Here is a 16,669-nt window from a genome sequence, read left to right as displayed (position 1 = left end):
AGCCATGGCGATCAAACAATTACTCAAACGCACCAGTGGCTGGCTCTATCTCAACTCGTCCATGGGCCGCAACCAATTGCAGGGCGCCGGGGTGATTCTGATGCTGCACCGGGTGTTGTCGAACGACCGCGCCGCCGACCTGCCGCACCGCAACGAACTCTGCGTAGGGCCGAAAGCCTTCGAGCATTTGCTGATGTGGCTGCGCAAGCATTTCGATTGCGTGCCGCTGATGGAAATCCTTCAGCCCAACTCACTGCGTACCGAACGCCCACGGGTGGCATTGACCTTCGATGACGGCTGGCGCGACAACGCGGTCAACGCCTTCCCGCTGCTGCAAAAACATCAAGTGCCGGCGAGCATTTTTCTCTCCACCGATTTCATCGGCAGCCGTCAGCGCTTCTGGTGGGAAAGCCTTGGCGAAACCCTGTGGGGCAGCCATGGCGACAAGGCACGGATGCATCTGATCGAATGCCTGCACGCCCTGCATCACCCACTGCCGGTGCTGCTGGATGACATCGACGTCGACCGTCGCAGCCTGGCATTGCTCCATTACCTGCAAGGGCTGAAGTCGATTGACTCGCAGGAGCTGGAACGGCTGACCGATGAATGCCCGCAGGAGTCGCAACCGCAAGCGCTTGACTGGCATCAGGTGCGCGCGCTGGAGGCGTCCGGGCTGGTGCGTTTCGGTCCGCACGGCGCCAGTCACGCCATCCTCACCGGTCTCGACGATGTGCGCCTGAGCGAAGAAATCAGCCGCAGCCGTGACGCCCTGCACAACGGCTGCAATCGTGCGCTGCCGGTGTATTGCTACCCCAATGGCGACAACGATGAACGCGTGCGCCAACAGATTGCCCGTCACGATTACCCGTTTGCGCTGGGCACCGGCACCGGCATTTATCGCGGCGAAGGCGATCCGCTGAACCTGCCGCGCTTCGGTGTCAGTCAGCGCACCGCGCGTAATCCGGAGTTGCTGTCGTGGCGGATTTTTCGCGGGGCGCGGCCATGAGCCGAAGCAATTACCTCAAACATTTGGCGCTGAGCATGGGCACCAAACTGGCGATGATCGCCCTGCGTTTGCTGCGCAATGTGTTGCTGGCGCGGATTCTCGGGCCGAGCGAGCGCGGGCTGTTTGCGTTGCTCAGCACCCTGCCGGATCTGATCAGCGCCGCCACCAGTGGCGGCCTGAATTCGGCGGTGGGTTATCAGGCCGCCAAGCAGCGGCCGATGGGTTTGTTGCTGAGTCAGGTGTTGGTGTTCGGCTGTTTGCTCGCGGCGTTGCTGACCTTGCTGGTGGTGGCACTGGTGCGTGAGTTTGGCACCGAGCTGGATGTGACGATGCAGCTCGGTTTGCTCGCTTGGCTGTTGTTGCTGGCAGTGCCGCTAACGGTATTGAAAAGCGGCCTGCTGACACTGCACAACGCCTCGGGTGGCGTAGTCGCATTCAATGCCTTGCGCCTGGTCGAGTCGCTGGCGCCGCTGTTGCTGTTTCTCGCATTGTTCTGGATGTGGCAAAGCGCGGCCCTGGAAGCGGCGCTGATCAGTTGGCTGGCCGGCATCAGTCTGGTAGTGCTGGTCGGTTGGGTCTGGCTCAAACGCGCACAACCGTTGCAACTGCAATGGGACCGCGCCAGCCAGAACGAACTGCTGCGCTACAGCGCGCGCAGCCATCCGGATCTGTTGTTTCAGCAAGTGATCCTGCGTTCGGATTACCTGTTCATCGGCGCCCTGCTCGGCAGCACCGCCCTCGGTCACTACGCCATGGCCAGCGCCGCTGCTGAATTGCTGTTGATCGTCCCGGAAGCGGTGACCACGCCACTGATGAAACGCCTGCTGCAGCAAGACGAAGGCATGGACAAGGTCACGCCGCTGGCCCTGCGCCTGACCGCCACGGTGATGCTCGGCGCGTGCCTGACCATGGCGGTGATTGGCGAATGGCTGATCGTCACCTTGTTTGGTGCGGCGTACCAACCGGCGTATCCGGCGCTGCTTGCCTTGCTGCCGGGGCTGTTGGGCCTGTGCTACGCGAGCATTCTGCGCCTGGACCTGTTGGGCAAGAATCGTCCCGGCACGGTGTCGTTGCTGATGGGCCTCGGTGCCCTGCTCAATCTGGCGCTGAATCTGGTGCTGATTCCGGCTTACGGCATCGTCGGCGCGGCGGCGGCTTCGTCGATTGCCTACCTGGCGGTGACCGTGGCAATGCTGGTGCTTTACTGCCGTTTGAGCGACGTGCCGTTCTGGCAAACCCTGATCATTCTGCCGCGCGACGTCACACCGATGTGGCTGATGCTGCAACGGCGCAAAACCGCATGAAAGGCCTGGCCCTGCTGCTCGGTCTCGGCCTGTCGCTGGACGCCTTCGCGGCGTCGATGCGCTGGGCCGAGATTCGTGACGGCAGCCTGTATCTGCAAACCGATCGTCCGGACACGCTGACCGTGCGCTGGACGCCGGCGTGGCAGGCCGATGCCAATGAAGAGCATCTGTATTTGCTCGATGGCCAGGGCAAACTGGCAGGTGATCGTTTTATAAAGGCCAGTGAAATTCGTGGCAGTCAGAGCTGGCCACTGCTGCCCGGCGCGGCGAGTTATCGACTGGAAATTCCCGGCTACAGCTTTCGCAATTACCGCGTCGAACATGACGAGCACACGGTCGCGCTGTTCGCCCCGGCGAAAGTGCATTTCAGCGTCGACACCCGCAACGGCGACGAGTTGTATTTCAAGGTTGCGCCAGGTGAACACGCGGTGCTGGCGGGCAAGTTTCACGGAGGTGTCAGCGGGTTGCAGGCACAGCGGGTCGGCGCTGAGCAGCAACTGACGCTGGCGCTGAAACCCTATCGCGCCTATTGGCAGTTCGATCAGGTTGCCCTGCCCGTCAGCGAGCGCGAGCAAGTCTGGCGTCTGCGTCTGCAAGGCAGCGGCAAAGCAGCGTTCTGGCTGGATGGCACGGCCAACCTGTTCGCGCAGAACCCGCAGCAACTGAAAGCGCTGCGTGAAGACGCCGGTCAGACGCATCTGGTCTTGCACGACAAAGTGCTCGGGCGCACGCCGGATCTGGGCATCGCCCTGCCCTACTTGATGCCGCCACCCGCCAGTCATGCCGCGCTCGATGCGCTGAAACCGACGGCGGCGAGTTACTACAGTTTTGTCGACGTGACGGCGAAGAATCCGCAGTTCGAAGACGCGTTCCGTCAGGTGTATCAGGAGCGTTTCGGCATCAGGCAGGACATCACCTTGCTCGCCGGCAGTCAGCGCCAGGCTGACTTGCGCGCCGATGTGCAAAGCAACGGCGGGCTTGATGCGTGGTTAGCCAGCACCCGAGCGCTGGGTGGCAAGGGCACCCACTACATCGGTTTTGCCGATGAGCCGAACCTCAACTATTCCAGTTACGCGCAGTATCAGGCGATTTTCACCAGCATGGCGCGGCAGGTGCGCAGCGATCCGGCCAATGCCAAGGCCGGCGTGCGCATCGCCATGCCGGCCAGTTCGCGGCTGGTCAACGGGCCGTTTGCCAATAACGCTGCGGACAAGCGCGGCATCGATTGGGCGCGGCGTCTGCTCAGCGAATCCGGCGATCAGGTTGACGCACTGGCGTGGCACGAATGGATGATCCGCGACCTGCTCGCCACACGCGTCTATCGCGACAGCGTGCGCCGCGCGGCCGAATTGGTTGGCCTCGATGGCAAAGGCCAGCCGCACAAAGCCTTGTTGCTCGACCAGACCAATCTGTCCAGCGGCTCCAGCCTCAGCCCTTATGATCAGGAAACCCACTACACCTCGCTGTGGTGGGCGTCGGTGGTGATCAACGCGTCGCAGGATGGCTTGTTGACGATGCTCAACTGGTTCCAGGCCGCCGATGAGCCGCAGTACCCCAAGGGCATGCTGCGTGTCTCGGCCGATGAACAACACTTCGAGCTGAAGCCGGTAGGCCTGGCCCAGCAATTCATAGCCCAACACTGGCTGCATCAAGTGCTGTGGCTGGAAAACGATGCCTTTGAAGTCGATGTGCTGGCGATGGCCGGCGACGATCAGCGCGGCTTGCTTGGGGTAAATAAAGGCACTCGGCTGCAACGTGTAGACCTGGCCGGCGCCAAGTGTCCGCTGAACAACGGCGCCCTGCGCTACTTCGGTGCTGACAATCGCAGTCGTGACGCGCCGTTTACCTGCCAGGACGGGCGTGTGCGTTTCGAGCTGCCGGGGCAAACCCTGTTCGCCCTCGGCTGGAGCGCTTCATGAACCGTCCGTTGATGTTCAGCCGCGCAGGCCTGTGGCCGCGCGATGCCTCGTCATCAGGAGCCAAAACCATGAACATGCTAAGCAAACTGACTGAACACCTGCGGCAGAAAGGACTCACTGCTACCGCCAAAAAAGCGTGGAAACACTACATCTTTTCCCATCAGGAACTGCTGTGGATGGAGCGCGATCTGGTCAGCCCGGTGCCGCCGCACAACCTCAAACCGTACCCGCCGCTGCGGGTGGTGAAGATCACGGCGGACAACGCCAGCGCCTTCGCGCGCTACTTCGGCGACCGCGTCGGCACCATGGCGGAGCTGGCCAAAGAAGGTCACACCGGGCACATGCACCTGGACGATCAGGGCGATGCCGTGGCGTTTATCTGGGGCAGTTCGCGGGACTATTTCGACCGGCACTATTACGGTTGCATGTTTCCGGTGAAACCCGGCGAGTTCTTCGAGTTCGGCGGTGAACTGACCCGCGCCTACTGGGGCAGCGAGTTGTCGGTGGATCTGCAACTGGAGCTGTGGAAAGCCATGGCTGCACAGGGTTGCGACAAGGTTGTCGACGTCTGCGAATTCCACAACATCCCGGCGCTCAAGCTGCACTTGCGCATGGGCTATACCGAGCAGAACCGCATCATGAATGTGTACACCTTGTTCGGTCGCTGGCGTTTCTACCGCGAAAGCCGCTACAGCGGTTCGCGTCTGGATGCGCTGCGCAAACCTTCCCGTCCACCCGTAACAGCCACGGCGGCCTGAGTCTATGGTGACGCGATTCGAATGGCGCACTTCGCTGTGCGCCGCCGATTTCCCGGAAGCAGCGTATGAAGCGCTGCGCCTGCGGGTGACGGATCACACGCCGTTCAACCACCTCGGTTGGTTGTGCGCGGCCGAGCAGGCCCTTGGCGCGGATGAGCGTTTGCACATTCTGCTGGGGTGGGACGCGGACGAATTGCGTCTGTGCCTGCCATTGGTGGCGAGTCGCGAGCGCTTTGCCGGCCTGCCGTTCCGGGTCGTGCATCACTTGGGGTATCCACTGGCCGATCGTTTGGCGCTGTTGTCTTTGCTTGGCCATGAAGACATGCGCAAGGCCTTGCTGTTGATTCACCAACGGCTGCCCCACGCGTTGCTGCAACTCAATGAGTTGTCCGAACCTGCGGGTGAGGAAAGTGCGCTGACCGAATGGATGGCGCGCAGTTCCACCGCTGAACGACGCCTGAGTTGTCGGGTGCCGGTGCATCTGATCAGCGAGGCCGATCATCAGGAAGTCTCCGGCGACCCGCGCTACAAGCTGCGGCGGGCACGCAAGCGGATCGCCGCGTGCGGTGCCGAAGTGCGGCGCATCGTGCCCGATGCGTTGAGCATGGGCCCGCTGTTAAAGGTCATCAGCGACGTCGAAGCGGTGAGCTGGAAAGGCGACGAAGGCGTGGGGATTTTCGCCAGCGAACGCAGCCGCCAACTGATCGAGCGCGCCTTCACCGCCCTCGCCGGCCAGGGCCTGGTGCGGGTGGTGACGCTGGAACTGAATGGCCACTGCATCAGTTATCGCCTCGGTCTGCTGGAGCAAGGACGGCTCTACGATTACAACCTCGCCTTCCTGCCGCAATACGCCGATCTGGGCAGCGGCCGGGTGTTGCTGGAGGAATGGATTCGCTGGGGGCTGGACGACAACTGGCGCTGGATCGACGCCTCGCGGGTCAGCCTGGAAAACTCCAGTCATCAACTGCACGAACGCATGACCGGACAACTGGAGCACTGGCGCTGGAGTTTTTATTCCTGGCGGCCGAGTGGTCTGGTGCTCGGCCTGGGCCTGCGCCTGTGGCATCGCCTCAAACCGCACGTACAAGCCTGGCGCGCCCGTCGTACCGAGCCTGCGAAACCCACACCGAAACCTGTCGCGATCACCACGGAGGGCGAACATGCCTCGCCAAGTCATAGTCAACGCTGACGATTTCGGCCTTAGTCCGAACGAAAATTCGGTGATCTTCGCCGCGTTTCAGGCTGGGGTCATCAGTTCTGCCACCGCCATGGCCAACATGCCGGCGTTCGAAGCGGCGTGTGCCATGGCGCGGCATCCGACGTTGCAAGGTCGGGTCGGGCTGCACTTCAACCTGACTTACGGACGACCACTGAGCCTGGGTATTCTGGCGCGTCGCACCTTTTGCGATGACTTCGGCGTGTTTGACCTCAGCCTGCCGCGCCACAGTTTCTGGCTGGGCCGCGAGGATCGCGAGGCGGTACGCGCAGAATTGCAGGCGCAGTGGCAGCGCTGCGTCGATCACGGCATGCGTCCCAGCCACATCGATTCTCACCAGCACGTGCACAACATCTGGCCGATCGGCGAGATCGTCGCGCGGTTTGCCGCGCATCAAGGTGTACCGATTCGGCTGGCGCGCAACCTGGGGCAGAACCTCAATCTGCCCAAGCGTGTGTTCAAGGGATTGCTCAATTGGCGTTTGCAGAGTCTGGCCGGCGTTACCGCCGACTATGTGTGCACGCCGATCGACCTGCGCAACGGCAACGCGCCGACCGACGGCGTGCTGGAAATCGTCGCCCACCCGACGCAACTCGGCGCCGATTTCGGTGACGCCTATCTCAACCCGAACGAGTCATTGAGCCTTGTGCTAGAGCAGCGGCTGACGGGCGTTGCGCGGGTTTCCTATAGCGATGTGAACAAGGATTTTCTACGCGGGGCGACGGCACTCGATTGAGTTACACACGCTGAAATACTTTCCAAAGTGGCCCTTTGAAATTAACTGGCCAGCGTGATCTATACCCACAAAAGCACCATCCACCACACCCGGGCTGCGGCCACGGAGGGCATCATGAGCGTGATCGAAAAACTACAAGAGCGCATCCGGCAAAAAGGCTTCGGCCGCACGTTTAGCACGTTGTGGAAACGCTACGTGTTCTTCCATTGGGAACTGTTGTGGATGGAGCGTGACCTGGTCAGCCCGGTACCGCCGCACAAGCTGCGGCCTTACGACGGACTGCGCAAAGTCGACATCACACCGGAGAATGCCGTGGCGTTCACCAAGCATTTTGGTGACCGGGTAGGCACCATGGCGGAACTGGCGGCCGAGGGTCACACCGGGCACATGTACCTCGATAAGGATGACCACGCCGTTGCGTTTATCTGGGGCAGCATCCGCGACTATCACGACCGGCACTATTATGGCTGCACCTTCCCGGTGAAGCCCGGCGAGTTCTTTGAATTCGGTGGTGAGATGACCCGTGCGTATTTCGGCAGCAGCCTGTCGGTGGACGTGCAGGTGGCGCTGTGGGAGGCGATGGCGGCGCAGGGTTGCGACAAGGTGGTGGATGTTTGCGAGACGCACAATATTCCGGCGCTGAAGCTGCATCTGCGCATGGGTTACCACGAGCAGGGCCGCGTGATGCACGTTTACTGCCTGTTCGGGCGCTGGAAGTTTTTCCGCGAAACGCGGTATGAGGGTTCGCGTCTGGAACCGCTGCGCAAACCAGGGCGGCCGGTGGTGAGTGCGGCGGCGCAGGCTTGATTCAACTCTGAAAGGTTGTGGCGGTCATGAGGCCGCCTTCGCGAGCAGGCTCGCTCCTACATTGGATTTTTGCTCGGCGCAGATCCAATGTGGGAGCGAGCTTGCTCGCGAAGGGGCCAGTAAGGCAATGAACGATTCAGACCTTGCTGGCGACCAAGGTAAAACACATCGGCAGCTGCGCTTCCTGATTCAAATACCGGTCATACGCCTCTTCCCGATTCGAATGCGCATACTCCCTGAAGTGCGCAATATTCAGCCCTGCCCCGATGGCACCACCGAAAATCGCCCCCAGCGTGTGCACAAACCAATACGACTTCGCCGCCTGCTGCTCAACCTTGCCGACATAGACAATCGGTTCTTCCTGCACAAACGGTTCGGCGCGGAAGTAGGAACTGGCGAGGCGGTACGGATCTTCAGCGTCCGGATCGACCATTTCCAGAAACGGATGGGTTTCGTAGATCACCAGTTTTCCGCCCGGTTTCAGCGTTGAAGCGACATGGCGGAAAAACTCGCCGATGTCCGGCATCCAGTTCAAAACACCGATGGTGATCAGCGCCACATCGAAGCGATTGTGCAAGGACGCTGGCAAATGATGGATATCGCTTTCGATGAACTCGGCTTTGTGCGGTGAACGCTTGTTCAGCTCGCGGGCCTGTTCTAGAAACGCCGCCGATTGATCGACGCCGACCACGCTTCTGGCACCAAGCGCAAACAGCGAGAGACTCTCACGGCCATTGTTGCAGCCCAGTTGAATCACATCCTTGCCATCGACCTCCAGCAACCCGCTCAGGGTCTCATCGAGGCAAGAGAAATCCGCCTGTGCGACTTCGCCGAGCAAGGCCTGCCAATCAGGCGAATCCTGGTGATGGCGGGCGGAATCGTTCCACGCCCGTCGATTGCTTTCGATGGCGGTTTTATTGTTAGGCACTTCCATGGCGCACTCCGGACGATGCTCGTGATTGAGCGGATCCGAGTCTAGATCAGCCCGGCAATTGCGGTTGTTGCAAACTTGTAAGCCAATTCCTGCGGCAACTCCTACATATCAGGGTGTTCTGGCCTACAAATGTCGGCGAATTATCAAAACAGATAAAGGACACGGCTGACTATTCAACTCTGCTCACGTGGATACCCTCACAAAGCGCAGTCATCCGACGCGCACAAAAATGGCTAAGGAGGCTTAACCATGAGCCAGACTTTGACGAATTTCGACGTGATAGCACTGCTGGACAGTGACGAAGCCATCAGCGAATACCTGTCCCAGGTTCTTGCAAATGGGGATAACGAAGAGTTTCTTCGCGCAATCGGCTATGTGCTCAAGGCCTGCGCACAACCGGAGCACGTGATCAATCACCCGGTTGTTTGAATGTCGGGCAGCTATAGTTAATAGCCTTGGGGAAAACCGCACTCGCAGGTGCCGCCATGCATATGCTCGATCGGCTGTTGTTGACCGGCTGTCTGCTCGCTGCCACTCAGGCGCAAGCGCTGGACAGCAATTTCAATTATTACGGGCCGAACCAGCCCTTCGCCCACCCTGCCCCGTATTCACTGAGTTCCACGCCGCCCAAGCCTTACGACGATACGGCGCCGCAGGATTTTGTAGTGATCCCGGGTGACCATGAGTTCTACGATTCACAACTGCCGACTGTGGCGGATGCGACGGTACGGGTGTTTATCCGCACGTACGATGCCGAGCGCGGGATTTATGTGAATGACGAGGTGCTGGATCCGGGTTGTTTGCTGGAGTGTTTGAGTCGGCAGCAGCATTGATCCGGGTTGCTCACAACATCTGCGGCACCACCGATCCCTTGTAGGAGTGAGCCTGCTCGCGATAGCGGTGTGTCAGCAATAAAGAGGTCGACTGACACACCGCTATCGCGAGCAGGCTCACTCCTACAGGGGAAATGCGGTGTGCCTGGGTTACCACTGCCGTTTATCCGGGCGGGCGAGGCCGAGTTTTTCGATGCGGTAGCGCAGCATGTCGCGGCTCAGGCCCAGCAGGCGCGCGGATTTGGTGACGTTCCAGTCGGTCTTGTCGAGCATTTTGCGCACCATGTCGCGCTCGACTTCCGGCAGGTTCATCGACTCGGTGTTGCTCGCCGGCCGTGGTTCGTAGTGCATCGGTGCTTCATGAATATGCAGCGGCGGCTCGTCGACCAGGCTCATACACACGTTGAGCTGATGCGCAGCGATGGTGTCGCTCGGCGCCAGCAGTACGGTTTGCTCGAGCATGTTGCGCAGCTCGCGCACATTGCCCGGCCAGGTGTAACTGAGCAGCAGCTCTTCGGCCTGCTGACTGAAATGCAGATTCGGTTTGCCATAGCGTTTGCCATGACTGGCGAGAAAGTGCCGCGCCAGCAACAGAATATCGTCGCCCCGGGCATACAGGCGTGGCACTTTGATCGAAATGATCCGCAGGCGGAAAAACAGATCACGGCGGAATTTGCCCTGCTGCACCATCTGTTCAAGGTTGCAGTTGGTCGCACTGATCACCCGCAGATTGACCTTGCGCTCCTTCACCGAACCGACCCGGCGAATGGTGCGGTCCTCCAGCAACTTCAAAATCTTCGCCTGCAACAGCAGGTCCATCTCGCCAATCTCATCCAGAAACAGCGTGCCACCATCCGCGGCTTCCACCAGACCAACGCGACGATCCTTGGCGTCGGTGAACGCACCTTTCTCATGGCCGAACAGCTCCGACTCGACCAGATTCGATGGAATCGACGCGCAGTTGAATTCAATGAACGGCCCTTTGCTACGCGGACCGTCGAAGTGCAACGCGCGGGCCACCAACTCTTTGCCGGTGCCGGTCTCGCCTTCCACCAAAACCGGCGGTAGATCGGTGTTGGCCATGCGTCGCTCGGCGTCGAGCAACTGGCCGATGGTATTTTTCAGGTACTGCATCGGCGCCGAATCACCAATCAGCGCCTGCACCCCGGATTTCTGCGCCTCGCGCTCCTGATAGAACGACAGCGTGCGCTCCATTCGTTCGGTGGCCAGAGCCTTGTCGAGCAGCAGTTTCAGCTCCGGTAAAGCCACCGGTTTGGTGACGTAATGAAAGGCGCCCTCCTTCATCGCCACCACGGCGTCTTCGACGTTGCCGTAACCGGTCATCATGATCACTTTGAGATCCGGCGCGCTGATGCGCAGCTTCTGGATCAGGTCGTGACCGCTCATGCCCGGCAGCGAGTTGTCGGTCAGCACAATGTCGGGCATGAAGGTTTCCAGTTGCGCCAACGCGTCTTCGGCCGAATGGCAGACGGTCACCTCGAAGTCCTTGCGCTCCAGGTAGGTCTGAATATTCTCGGCCAGCAGTTCGTCATCCTCGACCAGCAGAATGCTGTGTTCCATATTCCCCTCCCGATGCCACTTTGAAGTTGAGACTGACGCGGGTTCCCTCCTGCTCGCGGCTGGTCAGCACGACCGAACCTTCAAAACGCTCCATGATTCTTTTGACCAACGCCAGACCAACCCCGAGGCCGCCCTGTTTGGTGGTGAAAAACGGTTTGAACACCAACAGTTGCTGCTGCGCGCTCATGCCCTTGCCGGTGTCGCTCACGGTCAGGCGCACGCGGTCGGGCTGCGGCGATTCGAATTCGACGCTGAGCACACCGCCCTTGGGCATCGCTTCCAGGGCGTTGGCAAACAGGCTATTGAGGATTTGCGTGAGCAGCACCTTCTGGCTGACGACCGGCGCGCAATTCTGCGCAGTGAAGCGCACTTCGACGTTGCAGCGTTTGATCAATGCTTCGAAGGCGCCAACGGTGTCTTCGACCGCCATCACCAGGTCCACCGCCTCGCCGTCGTCGTTCATCGGCCGCAGCGACACCAGCAACTCGCGCACCCAGCGCGACATGCGATCAACCTGGCTGATGATGTCGCCGATGTTGCGCTGCGCACCGGGGCTGGCGATTTCCTGGGCCAGTTCGGCGCTGGAGCGAATGGTCGCCAGCGGATTACGCAGACTGTGCGCCACCGCCGAAGACATCTCGCCGAGGGCGACAAAGGTTTCATTGCTGATCAACTGTTGCTGCTGGCTCTGCAGCAGTTTCGCCGCGCGGCGGACGATCCAGAACAACGCGAGAAAGATCGCCGCACCACCGAAACAGGTCGCCGCCCAGATCGAGGCGAATCCACGGTCGATGCGGTCGACCAGATCCGCCGGTTCCTTGTAGATCTCGACCATGGCGACGACTTTGCTTTTGTCGGCGTTGAACATCGGGATGTAGTTCTCGATGAACAAATACTTCGGCTCGCGCAGTAACTGCTGCTCGGGTTTCTCATCGTCGATCTTGTGATAACTGGAAGACACCGCGACTTTCATCTCGAACGATTCGTCGAGTTCGTCGTCATCCTCGAACTTGACCCCGATCAGTTCCGGATTGGTCGACCAGATCACCGTACGATCCAGCGCGTACACCGTGGCCAGGAGAACGTCGGGCAGGTGTTGGACATGGTCGAGGAACTCGGCGCGGGCGGCTGCATGGGCAACGGGATCGACATCGGGAAAGTTGTCGTCCTGGCGCGGGTCGAGCATTTCGCCCATGGTGCGCGCCGGGGTGATACCGGCGTGGCGTATTTCCGCTGCGCCGATGGCCTGAACGAATTGCGCCGTCAGCAACGCATCGCGTTCAACGCTTTCAGTGACGATGAAGCGCGTGGAGATATAGCCAAGGCCCACCGCCACGGCGGCAATGATGAAAAAACTCGCGAGCGAGAACCAGCGCAGCAGATTGAACTGTTCGCGCCAGCTCTTGCCCATTGCCGCCGGGGTGTCCGGCGCAGGTGTTTGTTGTGCTTCCAGTCGCTGCATGGGAGTGCCCTGGAGGTTTTGTATCGAGCCAGTTACTGCCATCAGTGTAGGTGGCTCTGACCGCGACACACGGTTCAATGATGCTATTTCGCCGCTACCGCATCTGACTCACCGTCGCGGCTGAATCGCCCGGTTTTACTGGCGTCAATGCACCGTCGGCCACGGCCGGGGTGGACGGTTGTTGACGCTCGGTTTCGTCACTGAGAAAATCGATGATCGACTGTGTTGATTGCTCGTCAAGGCGCAGGTTGGGCATCGGGATTCGCTCGAATTGTTCGTAGAGTTGCAAGGCAATCGGGTCTTTTTCCGCGAGCAGGCGATCCGGCTCGCGGATCCAGCGATTCAGCCACTTCGGATCACGGTGACGGGTCACGCCGATCAGGTCAGGGCCGATGCTGCGCATGCCAAGGCCCTGGCCATCCATTGGGCCGAGGCTGTGGCAGGAGGCGCAGCGGGTGCGGAACAGTTCTTCGCCATTGCTCGGCGGACGAATGTCCGGGGCATTGGCGTAGCTTTCTTCGATGCTCGGCTGCTTCCAGTTCTGCAAGGTGTTGGCCAGTTGATCGGCGAGGATCCACGGGTTTTCGAACGGCGAAGCTTTCATCCAGCGCCCGGTGGTCTGGTTACCGACGATCAGGCTGAGGTTGTGGTCCTTGTTGCGGCCGTTGTCGACGCCTTCGATAAACAGCCCGAGTTTTTTGCGCAGGTCGGTGACGTCTTCGAACTCGCCGGTGAGAAACCTCCAGCCGGGGCCGACTTTGAAGCGCTGCGAATAGGCCTTGAGCACTTCGGGCGTATCACTGAGCGGATCGATGCTGATCGAGTAGAAAAAGATGTCCTGGCCGACCCGATCACCGAGCAGTTTTTGCACCTGGCGCAGGCGCGCGGTTTCCAAGGGGCAGGAATCGCTGCACGAAGTGAAGATGAAGTTGATCACCACCACTTTGTCTTTGATCAGGTCATCGAAGAAATGCACCTGCTGACCGTCCTGATCGGTCAGCAAGGTGTTGGGGAAATAGTCGCCACCCCACGGGGTGGCGGATTCACTGGCCGCAGGTGGTTCGCCGACGCTGGCCTGGTGCGCCAGCAGCACACGGCTGGCGAGCACACAGACCACCAGCATCAACACCAGGTGCATGCCCAGCGCCCGGGAGCGCGGGGTATGCACGGGTTGGCTGTCACCGTGGCGACGGTTCATGGCTTGATCACCACTTGTGGGCCCATACCGTCGCCGCTGCGGAAGGTAGGCAGCGCGGCCGAGTTGACGTAGCGCACACCGTCCCAGCTTGGCAGTGGGGTTGGCATCAGTTGCAGCTGACCGGGTTTCTCCAGGTCCCAACGCAGCAGCATCGAGTTGTCCTCATGCTGAGTGTTGTGGCAGTGCTCCATGTAGGTCCCGGCGAACTCGCGGAAGTTGATCGCCATCTCGACGTTGTCCAGACCATCCGCTTCAGAACCAATCCGATAGACATCTTTGCGCGCCCATTTTTCCCATTCCGGCGGTGCCTTGCCGCCGCGACTGAGAATAATGCCCTCCTCGAAGTGCACGTGCACCGGATGGCTCCAGCCCGTGCCGCCAGCCTTGATCTTCCACACCTCCAGCGTACCGAACCCGGTGACACCGGCATCGGTCGGGCCACTGGACAATTGGGTCGAGGCATTGAGTCGGCGTGGGTCCATGTGGAAGCCGAACCCGCCGTCAGTCTTGACCGTCCACGGCGCTTCATCGGTGCCGTCGGAACGGCCGAAGGTGAAGGTGCGGTGGCGAGCCTTGGCCAGCACGGCTTTGTCGGCGGCGTTGTCGCGATGGAGCTTCAACGGGATCATCACCAGCCCTTCCGCCTTGCCCGGTTTCGCCGGTTCGTAGGCTGCCGGGTTCATCGCCAGATCCTGACCGGTGTAAGCCTTGACGTTGAGCTGCAAGACCTTGCCCACCGCCGGATCGCCTCTGTCCCATTGCGGGCCTTTGCTGGTCTGCTTGATCACTGCCAGGTATTTTTCCGACAGGATGTCGCCCAACGGAATGACCTCTTTGGGTCCCTTGCCGTCGTCGTGGGCCTGCAGGTTGACGAAAAACAGCTTGTCCCCCGGCTTGATGCCGTTTTTCGAGAAGTTGACGATGATGTCGAAGCGCTCGGCGATGCCCTGGGTCGGCAGGATCGCGTTGTGGTTCTGTTTATCGCCATCGGCATCGAGGTCCATCGAGCCGTCGAACGGCACGCTGTGTTCCATGATGTTGCCGTCGTTGGCGATCATGTGAAACGGCACGCGGCTGTAGGTCAGGCCGGAATTTTTCGGCCCCTGGAACTCGCCGCCGCTGCCTTTGATTTCGCGCACTAAAGCCAGTTTGAAGTAGCGCGACACCGAGCCGTTGAGGATGCGGAAGCGATAACTGCGCGCGCGCACGTCGAGGGCCGGTTTCCACTGCCAGTTGACCAGCACCTGATCACCGAGGAAGCCGTCGGTGTTGAACGGGTTGAACCACAACTGGCCTTCCTGATCCCACGCCTTGTCGGCGAACACCAGATTGACATCGTAGTCACGGTTACCCCATGGCAAGGCGCTGCCACTGGGGAATCGCAGGTTGACGCCGTCGTTCACCGACTCGTTGCCGCGATCCAGCGCGCTGTAGTAGTTCATCATCGCCGCGTTGCCCTTGTAGACGTTCTGCGCGGTAAAATCGAGCATGTGGTCATGGAACCAGTGGGTGCTCATGGTCTCGCGCCAGTCGCCGCGGATCTTGATGGTGCCGTTGTCACAGGTCTTTTTCGCCGGTGCGAGGTCGTTGACCCACAGGGTTTCACCCGGTGCGCACGGGAACGCGGCGCGCGGGTCTTCAGCCTTGGTGTTGATGCTGTCGTAACCGGCAAGCTGGATCGGCCAGCGATAGTCATAGAACTGCCCCGGAAAGAAGAACGCGTTGGCATAACCGTCGCTTTCTGCCGGCGCGTGACCGTTGTGCTCGTGGGTGCTGATGGTGTGCAGACCGAAACCACGGTTGGCCGACGGATCGATCGGCAAGCCGTTGTAGTGACGCATCATCACCGGTTGGCCGTAGCGCACCATCAACAGTTTTGGCGGCAACGTGCCGTCGAAGGTCCACACTGCGTTGTGGTTCTGCACCGGCATGGCCGGGTGGAAACGCGGGTCGACGCCTTTCGCAGTACCGTCAGTCAGCGGTACACCCGCGACGTTGTGGTAAAGGCCGCCGGGGCCGAATTCGCCCACCGCGTAATGGTGCATTTGCACGCTGTCACGCAGGCCACCATTGAGGCGCGCGCCGGTCTGCGCGGTTTTATAGGCGACCTGTGGGTAGAACTCGTTCCAGCGCTGGTGTGCCCAGCCTTTTCCTGGTGGCCGGCCTTCAGCGGACGAGCCGATGTGGCGATTGAGGAACACTTCGATCTGCGCCTGCCACGGGTTGCGGTCGACCACGTTAGAGAACTGGCTGGGAAACGGCGTCAGCCCCGGTTGGCGCAAAAACGCATCAAGGGCGGTGCCGGGTGGCGCGCTGCGGGCGACGTTGTTCGGGTCCTGAGCCGGTGCCGGGCCGATCGCAGCGGGCGGAAACGGCAATGGCGCGGCCGGGGTGGTCGGGTCGAGTTTTTCCGGGCCGAACTCTTCGAACAGGGTCAACTGCTGGGTGAACGGCTGCGCGCCATAGAGCGGGCTCGGCTTGCCGTTGGTGGGGTAGTTGAAACTGGTCTGCACGGCCGGCGGCAGGACGTTCTCCGTGCGTGTCGAGGCACGGGTGCCTTTGAAGCCGTCGGGCAAATCGAAGGAGTCCTCGTTGGCCTCGGGCATGGTCAGGATGGCGTTGAGCGCCGTCGGTTCGTCTGCCGGCTCGTCGTAGTACGCCGACGGGTCGGAGGTTTCTGGCTGTCGTTCGTCATCGATCGGACTGGCGCGAACGCCGGCCATGGTGCCGAGGGTCAACATCAGAAAGACACTCAGAGGCGTCAGCAGAAAGGTATTGCTTGGGTTACGCGTTGTTCTGTCCATCACCAGCCGCCTCATCAAGGAAGGGGTGATGGTGTTTTGCAACTAGTGCGCCAAGAAATTATTTCCAGTTGTAACAGGGACTTGGAAGGTCTGCGGGTTTCCCCACTCCCC

13 protein-coding genes and 1 pseudogene are annotated in these 16,669 nt (G+C 60.6%); 9 read left to right on the top strand and 5 right to left on the bottom strand.

Features of this window, described 5'->3' with window-relative positions:
* The first annotated feature begins 4 nt into the window (after positions 1 to 4).
* The 7 genes from CLU80_RS24405 (at position 5) to CLU80_RS24375 (ending at position 7,746) form a co-directional block, all read left to right on the top strand.
* The gene (locus CLU80_RS24405) at positions 5 to 1,006 is read left to right on the top strand and encodes a polysaccharide deacetylase family protein (RefSeq protein ID WP_099758605.1); all 1,002 of its coding nucleotides are present in this window, start codon (positions 5 to 7) and stop codon (positions 1,004 to 1,006) included.
* The gene (locus tag CLU80_RS24400; protein ID WP_093439482.1) at positions 1,003 to 2,310 is read left to right on the top strand and encodes a lipopolysaccharide biosynthesis protein; all 1,308 of its coding nucleotides are present in this window, start codon (positions 1,003 to 1,005) and stop codon (positions 2,308 to 2,310) included. The genes CLU80_RS24405 and CLU80_RS24400 overlap by 4 nt, the downstream gene beginning before the upstream one ends.
* The gene (locus CLU80_RS24395) at positions 2,307 to 4,229 is read left to right on the top strand and encodes a hypothetical protein (RefSeq protein ID WP_099758604.1); all 1,923 of its coding nucleotides are present in this window, start codon (positions 2,307 to 2,309) and stop codon (positions 4,227 to 4,229) included. The genes CLU80_RS24400 and CLU80_RS24395 overlap by 4 nt, the downstream gene beginning before the upstream one ends.
* A 68-nt stretch (positions 4,230 to 4,297) precedes the next feature.
* Positions 4,298 to 4,987: a GNAT family N-acetyltransferase gene (locus tag CLU80_RS24390; RefSeq protein ID WP_099759405.1), complete on the top strand. Its 690-nt coding sequence runs from the start codon at positions 4,298 to 4,300 to the stop codon at positions 4,985 to 4,987.
* Positions 4,988 to 4,991: 4 nt separating this feature from the next.
* Positions 4,992 to 6,176 carry a GNAT family N-acetyltransferase gene (locus CLU80_RS24385; protein WP_099758603.1) on the top strand — a complete coding sequence of 395 codons (1,185 nt, stop codon included), beginning with the start codon at positions 4,992 to 4,994 and terminating at the stop codon, positions 6,174 to 6,176.
* Positions 6,148 to 6,939: a ChbG/HpnK family deacetylase gene (locus tag CLU80_RS24380; RefSeq protein ID WP_099758602.1), complete on the top strand. Its 792-nt coding sequence runs from the start codon at positions 6,148 to 6,150 to the stop codon at positions 6,937 to 6,939. The genes CLU80_RS24385 and CLU80_RS24380 overlap by 29 nt, the downstream gene beginning before the upstream one ends.
* 114 nt (positions 6,940 to 7,053) lie before the next feature.
* Positions 7,054 to 7,746, top strand: a complete 693-nt coding sequence (locus CLU80_RS24375; RefSeq protein WP_099758601.1) for a GNAT family N-acetyltransferase — start codon at positions 7,054 to 7,056, stop codon at positions 7,744 to 7,746.
* A gap of 136 nt (positions 7,747 to 7,882) precedes the next feature.
* On the opposite strand, the gene CLU80_RS24370 is transcribed toward CLU80_RS24375, so the two are convergent.
* Positions 7,883 to 8,680 carry a class I SAM-dependent methyltransferase gene (locus tag CLU80_RS24370; RefSeq protein ID WP_099758600.1) on the bottom strand — a complete coding sequence of 266 codons (798 nt, stop codon included), beginning with the start codon at positions 8,678 to 8,680 and terminating at the stop codon, positions 7,883 to 7,885.
* A 249-nt stretch (positions 8,681 to 8,929) separates the two neighbouring features.
* Between CLU80_RS24370 and CLU80_RS24365 the strand changes: the two are divergent.
* Together CLU80_RS24365 and CLU80_RS24360 are read left to right on the top strand one after the other, a co-directional pair.
* Positions 8,930 to 9,067 (top strand): annotated as a pseudogene (locus CLU80_RS24365) (helix-turn-helix domain-containing transcriptional regulator); the annotation flags it as partial.
* A 98-nt stretch (positions 9,068 to 9,165) separates the two neighbouring features.
* Positions 9,166 to 9,513 carry a hypothetical protein gene (locus CLU80_RS24360; RefSeq protein WP_093439192.1) on the top strand — a complete coding sequence of 116 codons (348 nt, stop codon included), beginning with the start codon at positions 9,166 to 9,168 and terminating at the stop codon, positions 9,511 to 9,513.
* 150 nt (positions 9,514 to 9,663) lie between these two features.
* Here CLU80_RS24360 and CLU80_RS24350 read toward each other — a convergent pair whose 3' ends face one another.
* The 4 genes from CLU80_RS24350 to CLU80_RS24335 all read right to left on the bottom strand — a co-directional run bounded on the left by CLU80_RS24350 (position 9,664) and on the right by CLU80_RS24335 (position 16,558).
* Positions 9,664 to 11,094 (bottom strand): sigma-54-dependent transcriptional regulator, encoded by a 1,431-nt coding sequence (locus tag CLU80_RS24350; protein WP_099758598.1) that lies wholly within the window; start codon positions 11,092 to 11,094, stop codon positions 9,664 to 9,666.
* Positions 11,063 to 12,556, bottom strand: a complete 1,494-nt coding sequence (locus CLU80_RS24345; RefSeq protein ID WP_099758597.1) for a sensor histidine kinase — start codon at positions 12,554 to 12,556, stop codon at positions 11,063 to 11,065. Before CLU80_RS24345 ends, CLU80_RS24350 begins: the two co-directional genes overlap by 32 nt.
* A gap of 94 nt (positions 12,557 to 12,650) precedes the next feature.
* Positions 12,651 to 13,754 (bottom strand): SCO family protein, encoded by a 1,104-nt coding sequence (locus CLU80_RS24340; RefSeq protein WP_099758596.1) that lies wholly within the window; start codon positions 13,752 to 13,754, stop codon positions 12,651 to 12,653.
* Positions 13,751 to 16,558: a multicopper oxidase domain-containing protein gene (locus tag CLU80_RS24335; protein WP_099758595.1), complete on the bottom strand. Its 2,808-nt coding sequence runs from the start codon at positions 16,556 to 16,558 to the stop codon at positions 13,751 to 13,753. The genes CLU80_RS24340 and CLU80_RS24335 overlap by 4 nt, the downstream gene beginning before the upstream one ends.
* Positions 16,559 to 16,669: the final 111 nt, after the last annotated feature.

Source organism: Pseudomonas sp. 29 (genome assembly GCF_002754355.1).
In the GTDB taxonomy this organism is placed as follows: Bacteria; Pseudomonadota; Gammaproteobacteria; order Pseudomonadales; family Pseudomonadaceae; genus Aquipseudomonas; species Aquipseudomonas neuropathica.
The sequence above is the reverse complement of the archived record's forward strand: the minus strand, read 5'-3'. Positions and strand labels throughout refer to the sequence as shown.

Bases quoted from the DNA above. Each gene is read 5' to 3' on its own strand.
- CLU80_RS24380 (WP_099758602.1), top strand. From the start codon at position 6,148: ATGCCTCGCCAAGTCATAGTCAACGCTGACGATTTCGGCCTTAGTCCG.
- CLU80_RS24385 (WP_099758603.1), top strand. From the start codon at position 4,992: ATGGTGACGCGATTCGAATGGCGCACTTCGCTGTGCGCCGCCGATTTC.
- CLU80_RS24345 (WP_099758597.1), bottom strand. From the start codon at position 12,556: ATGCAGCGACTGGAAGCACAACAAACACCTGCGCCGGACACCCCGGCG.
- CLU80_RS24335 (WP_099758595.1), bottom strand. From the start codon at position 16,558: ATGGACAGAACAACGCGTAACCCAAGCAATACCTTTCTGCTGACGCCT.
- CLU80_RS24395 (WP_099758604.1), top strand. From the start codon at position 2,307: ATGAAAGGCCTGGCCCTGCTGCTCGGTCTCGGCCTGTCGCTGGACGCC.
- CLU80_RS24400 (WP_093439482.1), top strand. From the start codon at position 1,003: ATGAGCCGAAGCAATTACCTCAAACATTTGGCGCTGAGCATGGGCACC.
- CLU80_RS24390 (WP_099759405.1), top strand. From the start codon at position 4,298: ATGAACATGCTAAGCAAACTGACTGAACACCTGCGGCAGAAAGGACTC.
- CLU80_RS24370 (WP_099758600.1), bottom strand. From the start codon at position 8,680: ATGGAAGTGCCTAACAATAAAACCGCCATCGAAAGCAATCGACGGGCG.
- CLU80_RS24405 (WP_099758605.1), top strand. From the start codon at position 5: ATGGCGATCAAACAATTACTCAAACGCACCAGTGGCTGGCTCTATCTC.
- CLU80_RS24350 (WP_099758598.1), bottom strand. From the start codon at position 11,094: ATGGAACACAGCATTCTGCTGGTCGAGGATGACGAACTGCTGGCCGAG.
- CLU80_RS24375 (WP_099758601.1), top strand. From the start codon at position 7,054: ATGAGCGTGATCGAAAAACTACAAGAGCGCATCCGGCAAAAAGGCTTC.
- CLU80_RS24360 (WP_093439192.1), top strand. From the start codon at position 9,166: ATGCATATGCTCGATCGGCTGTTGTTGACCGGCTGTCTGCTCGCTGCC.
- CLU80_RS24340 (WP_099758596.1), bottom strand. From the start codon at position 13,754: ATGAACCGTCGCCACGGTGACAGCCAACCCGTGCATACCCCGCGCTCC.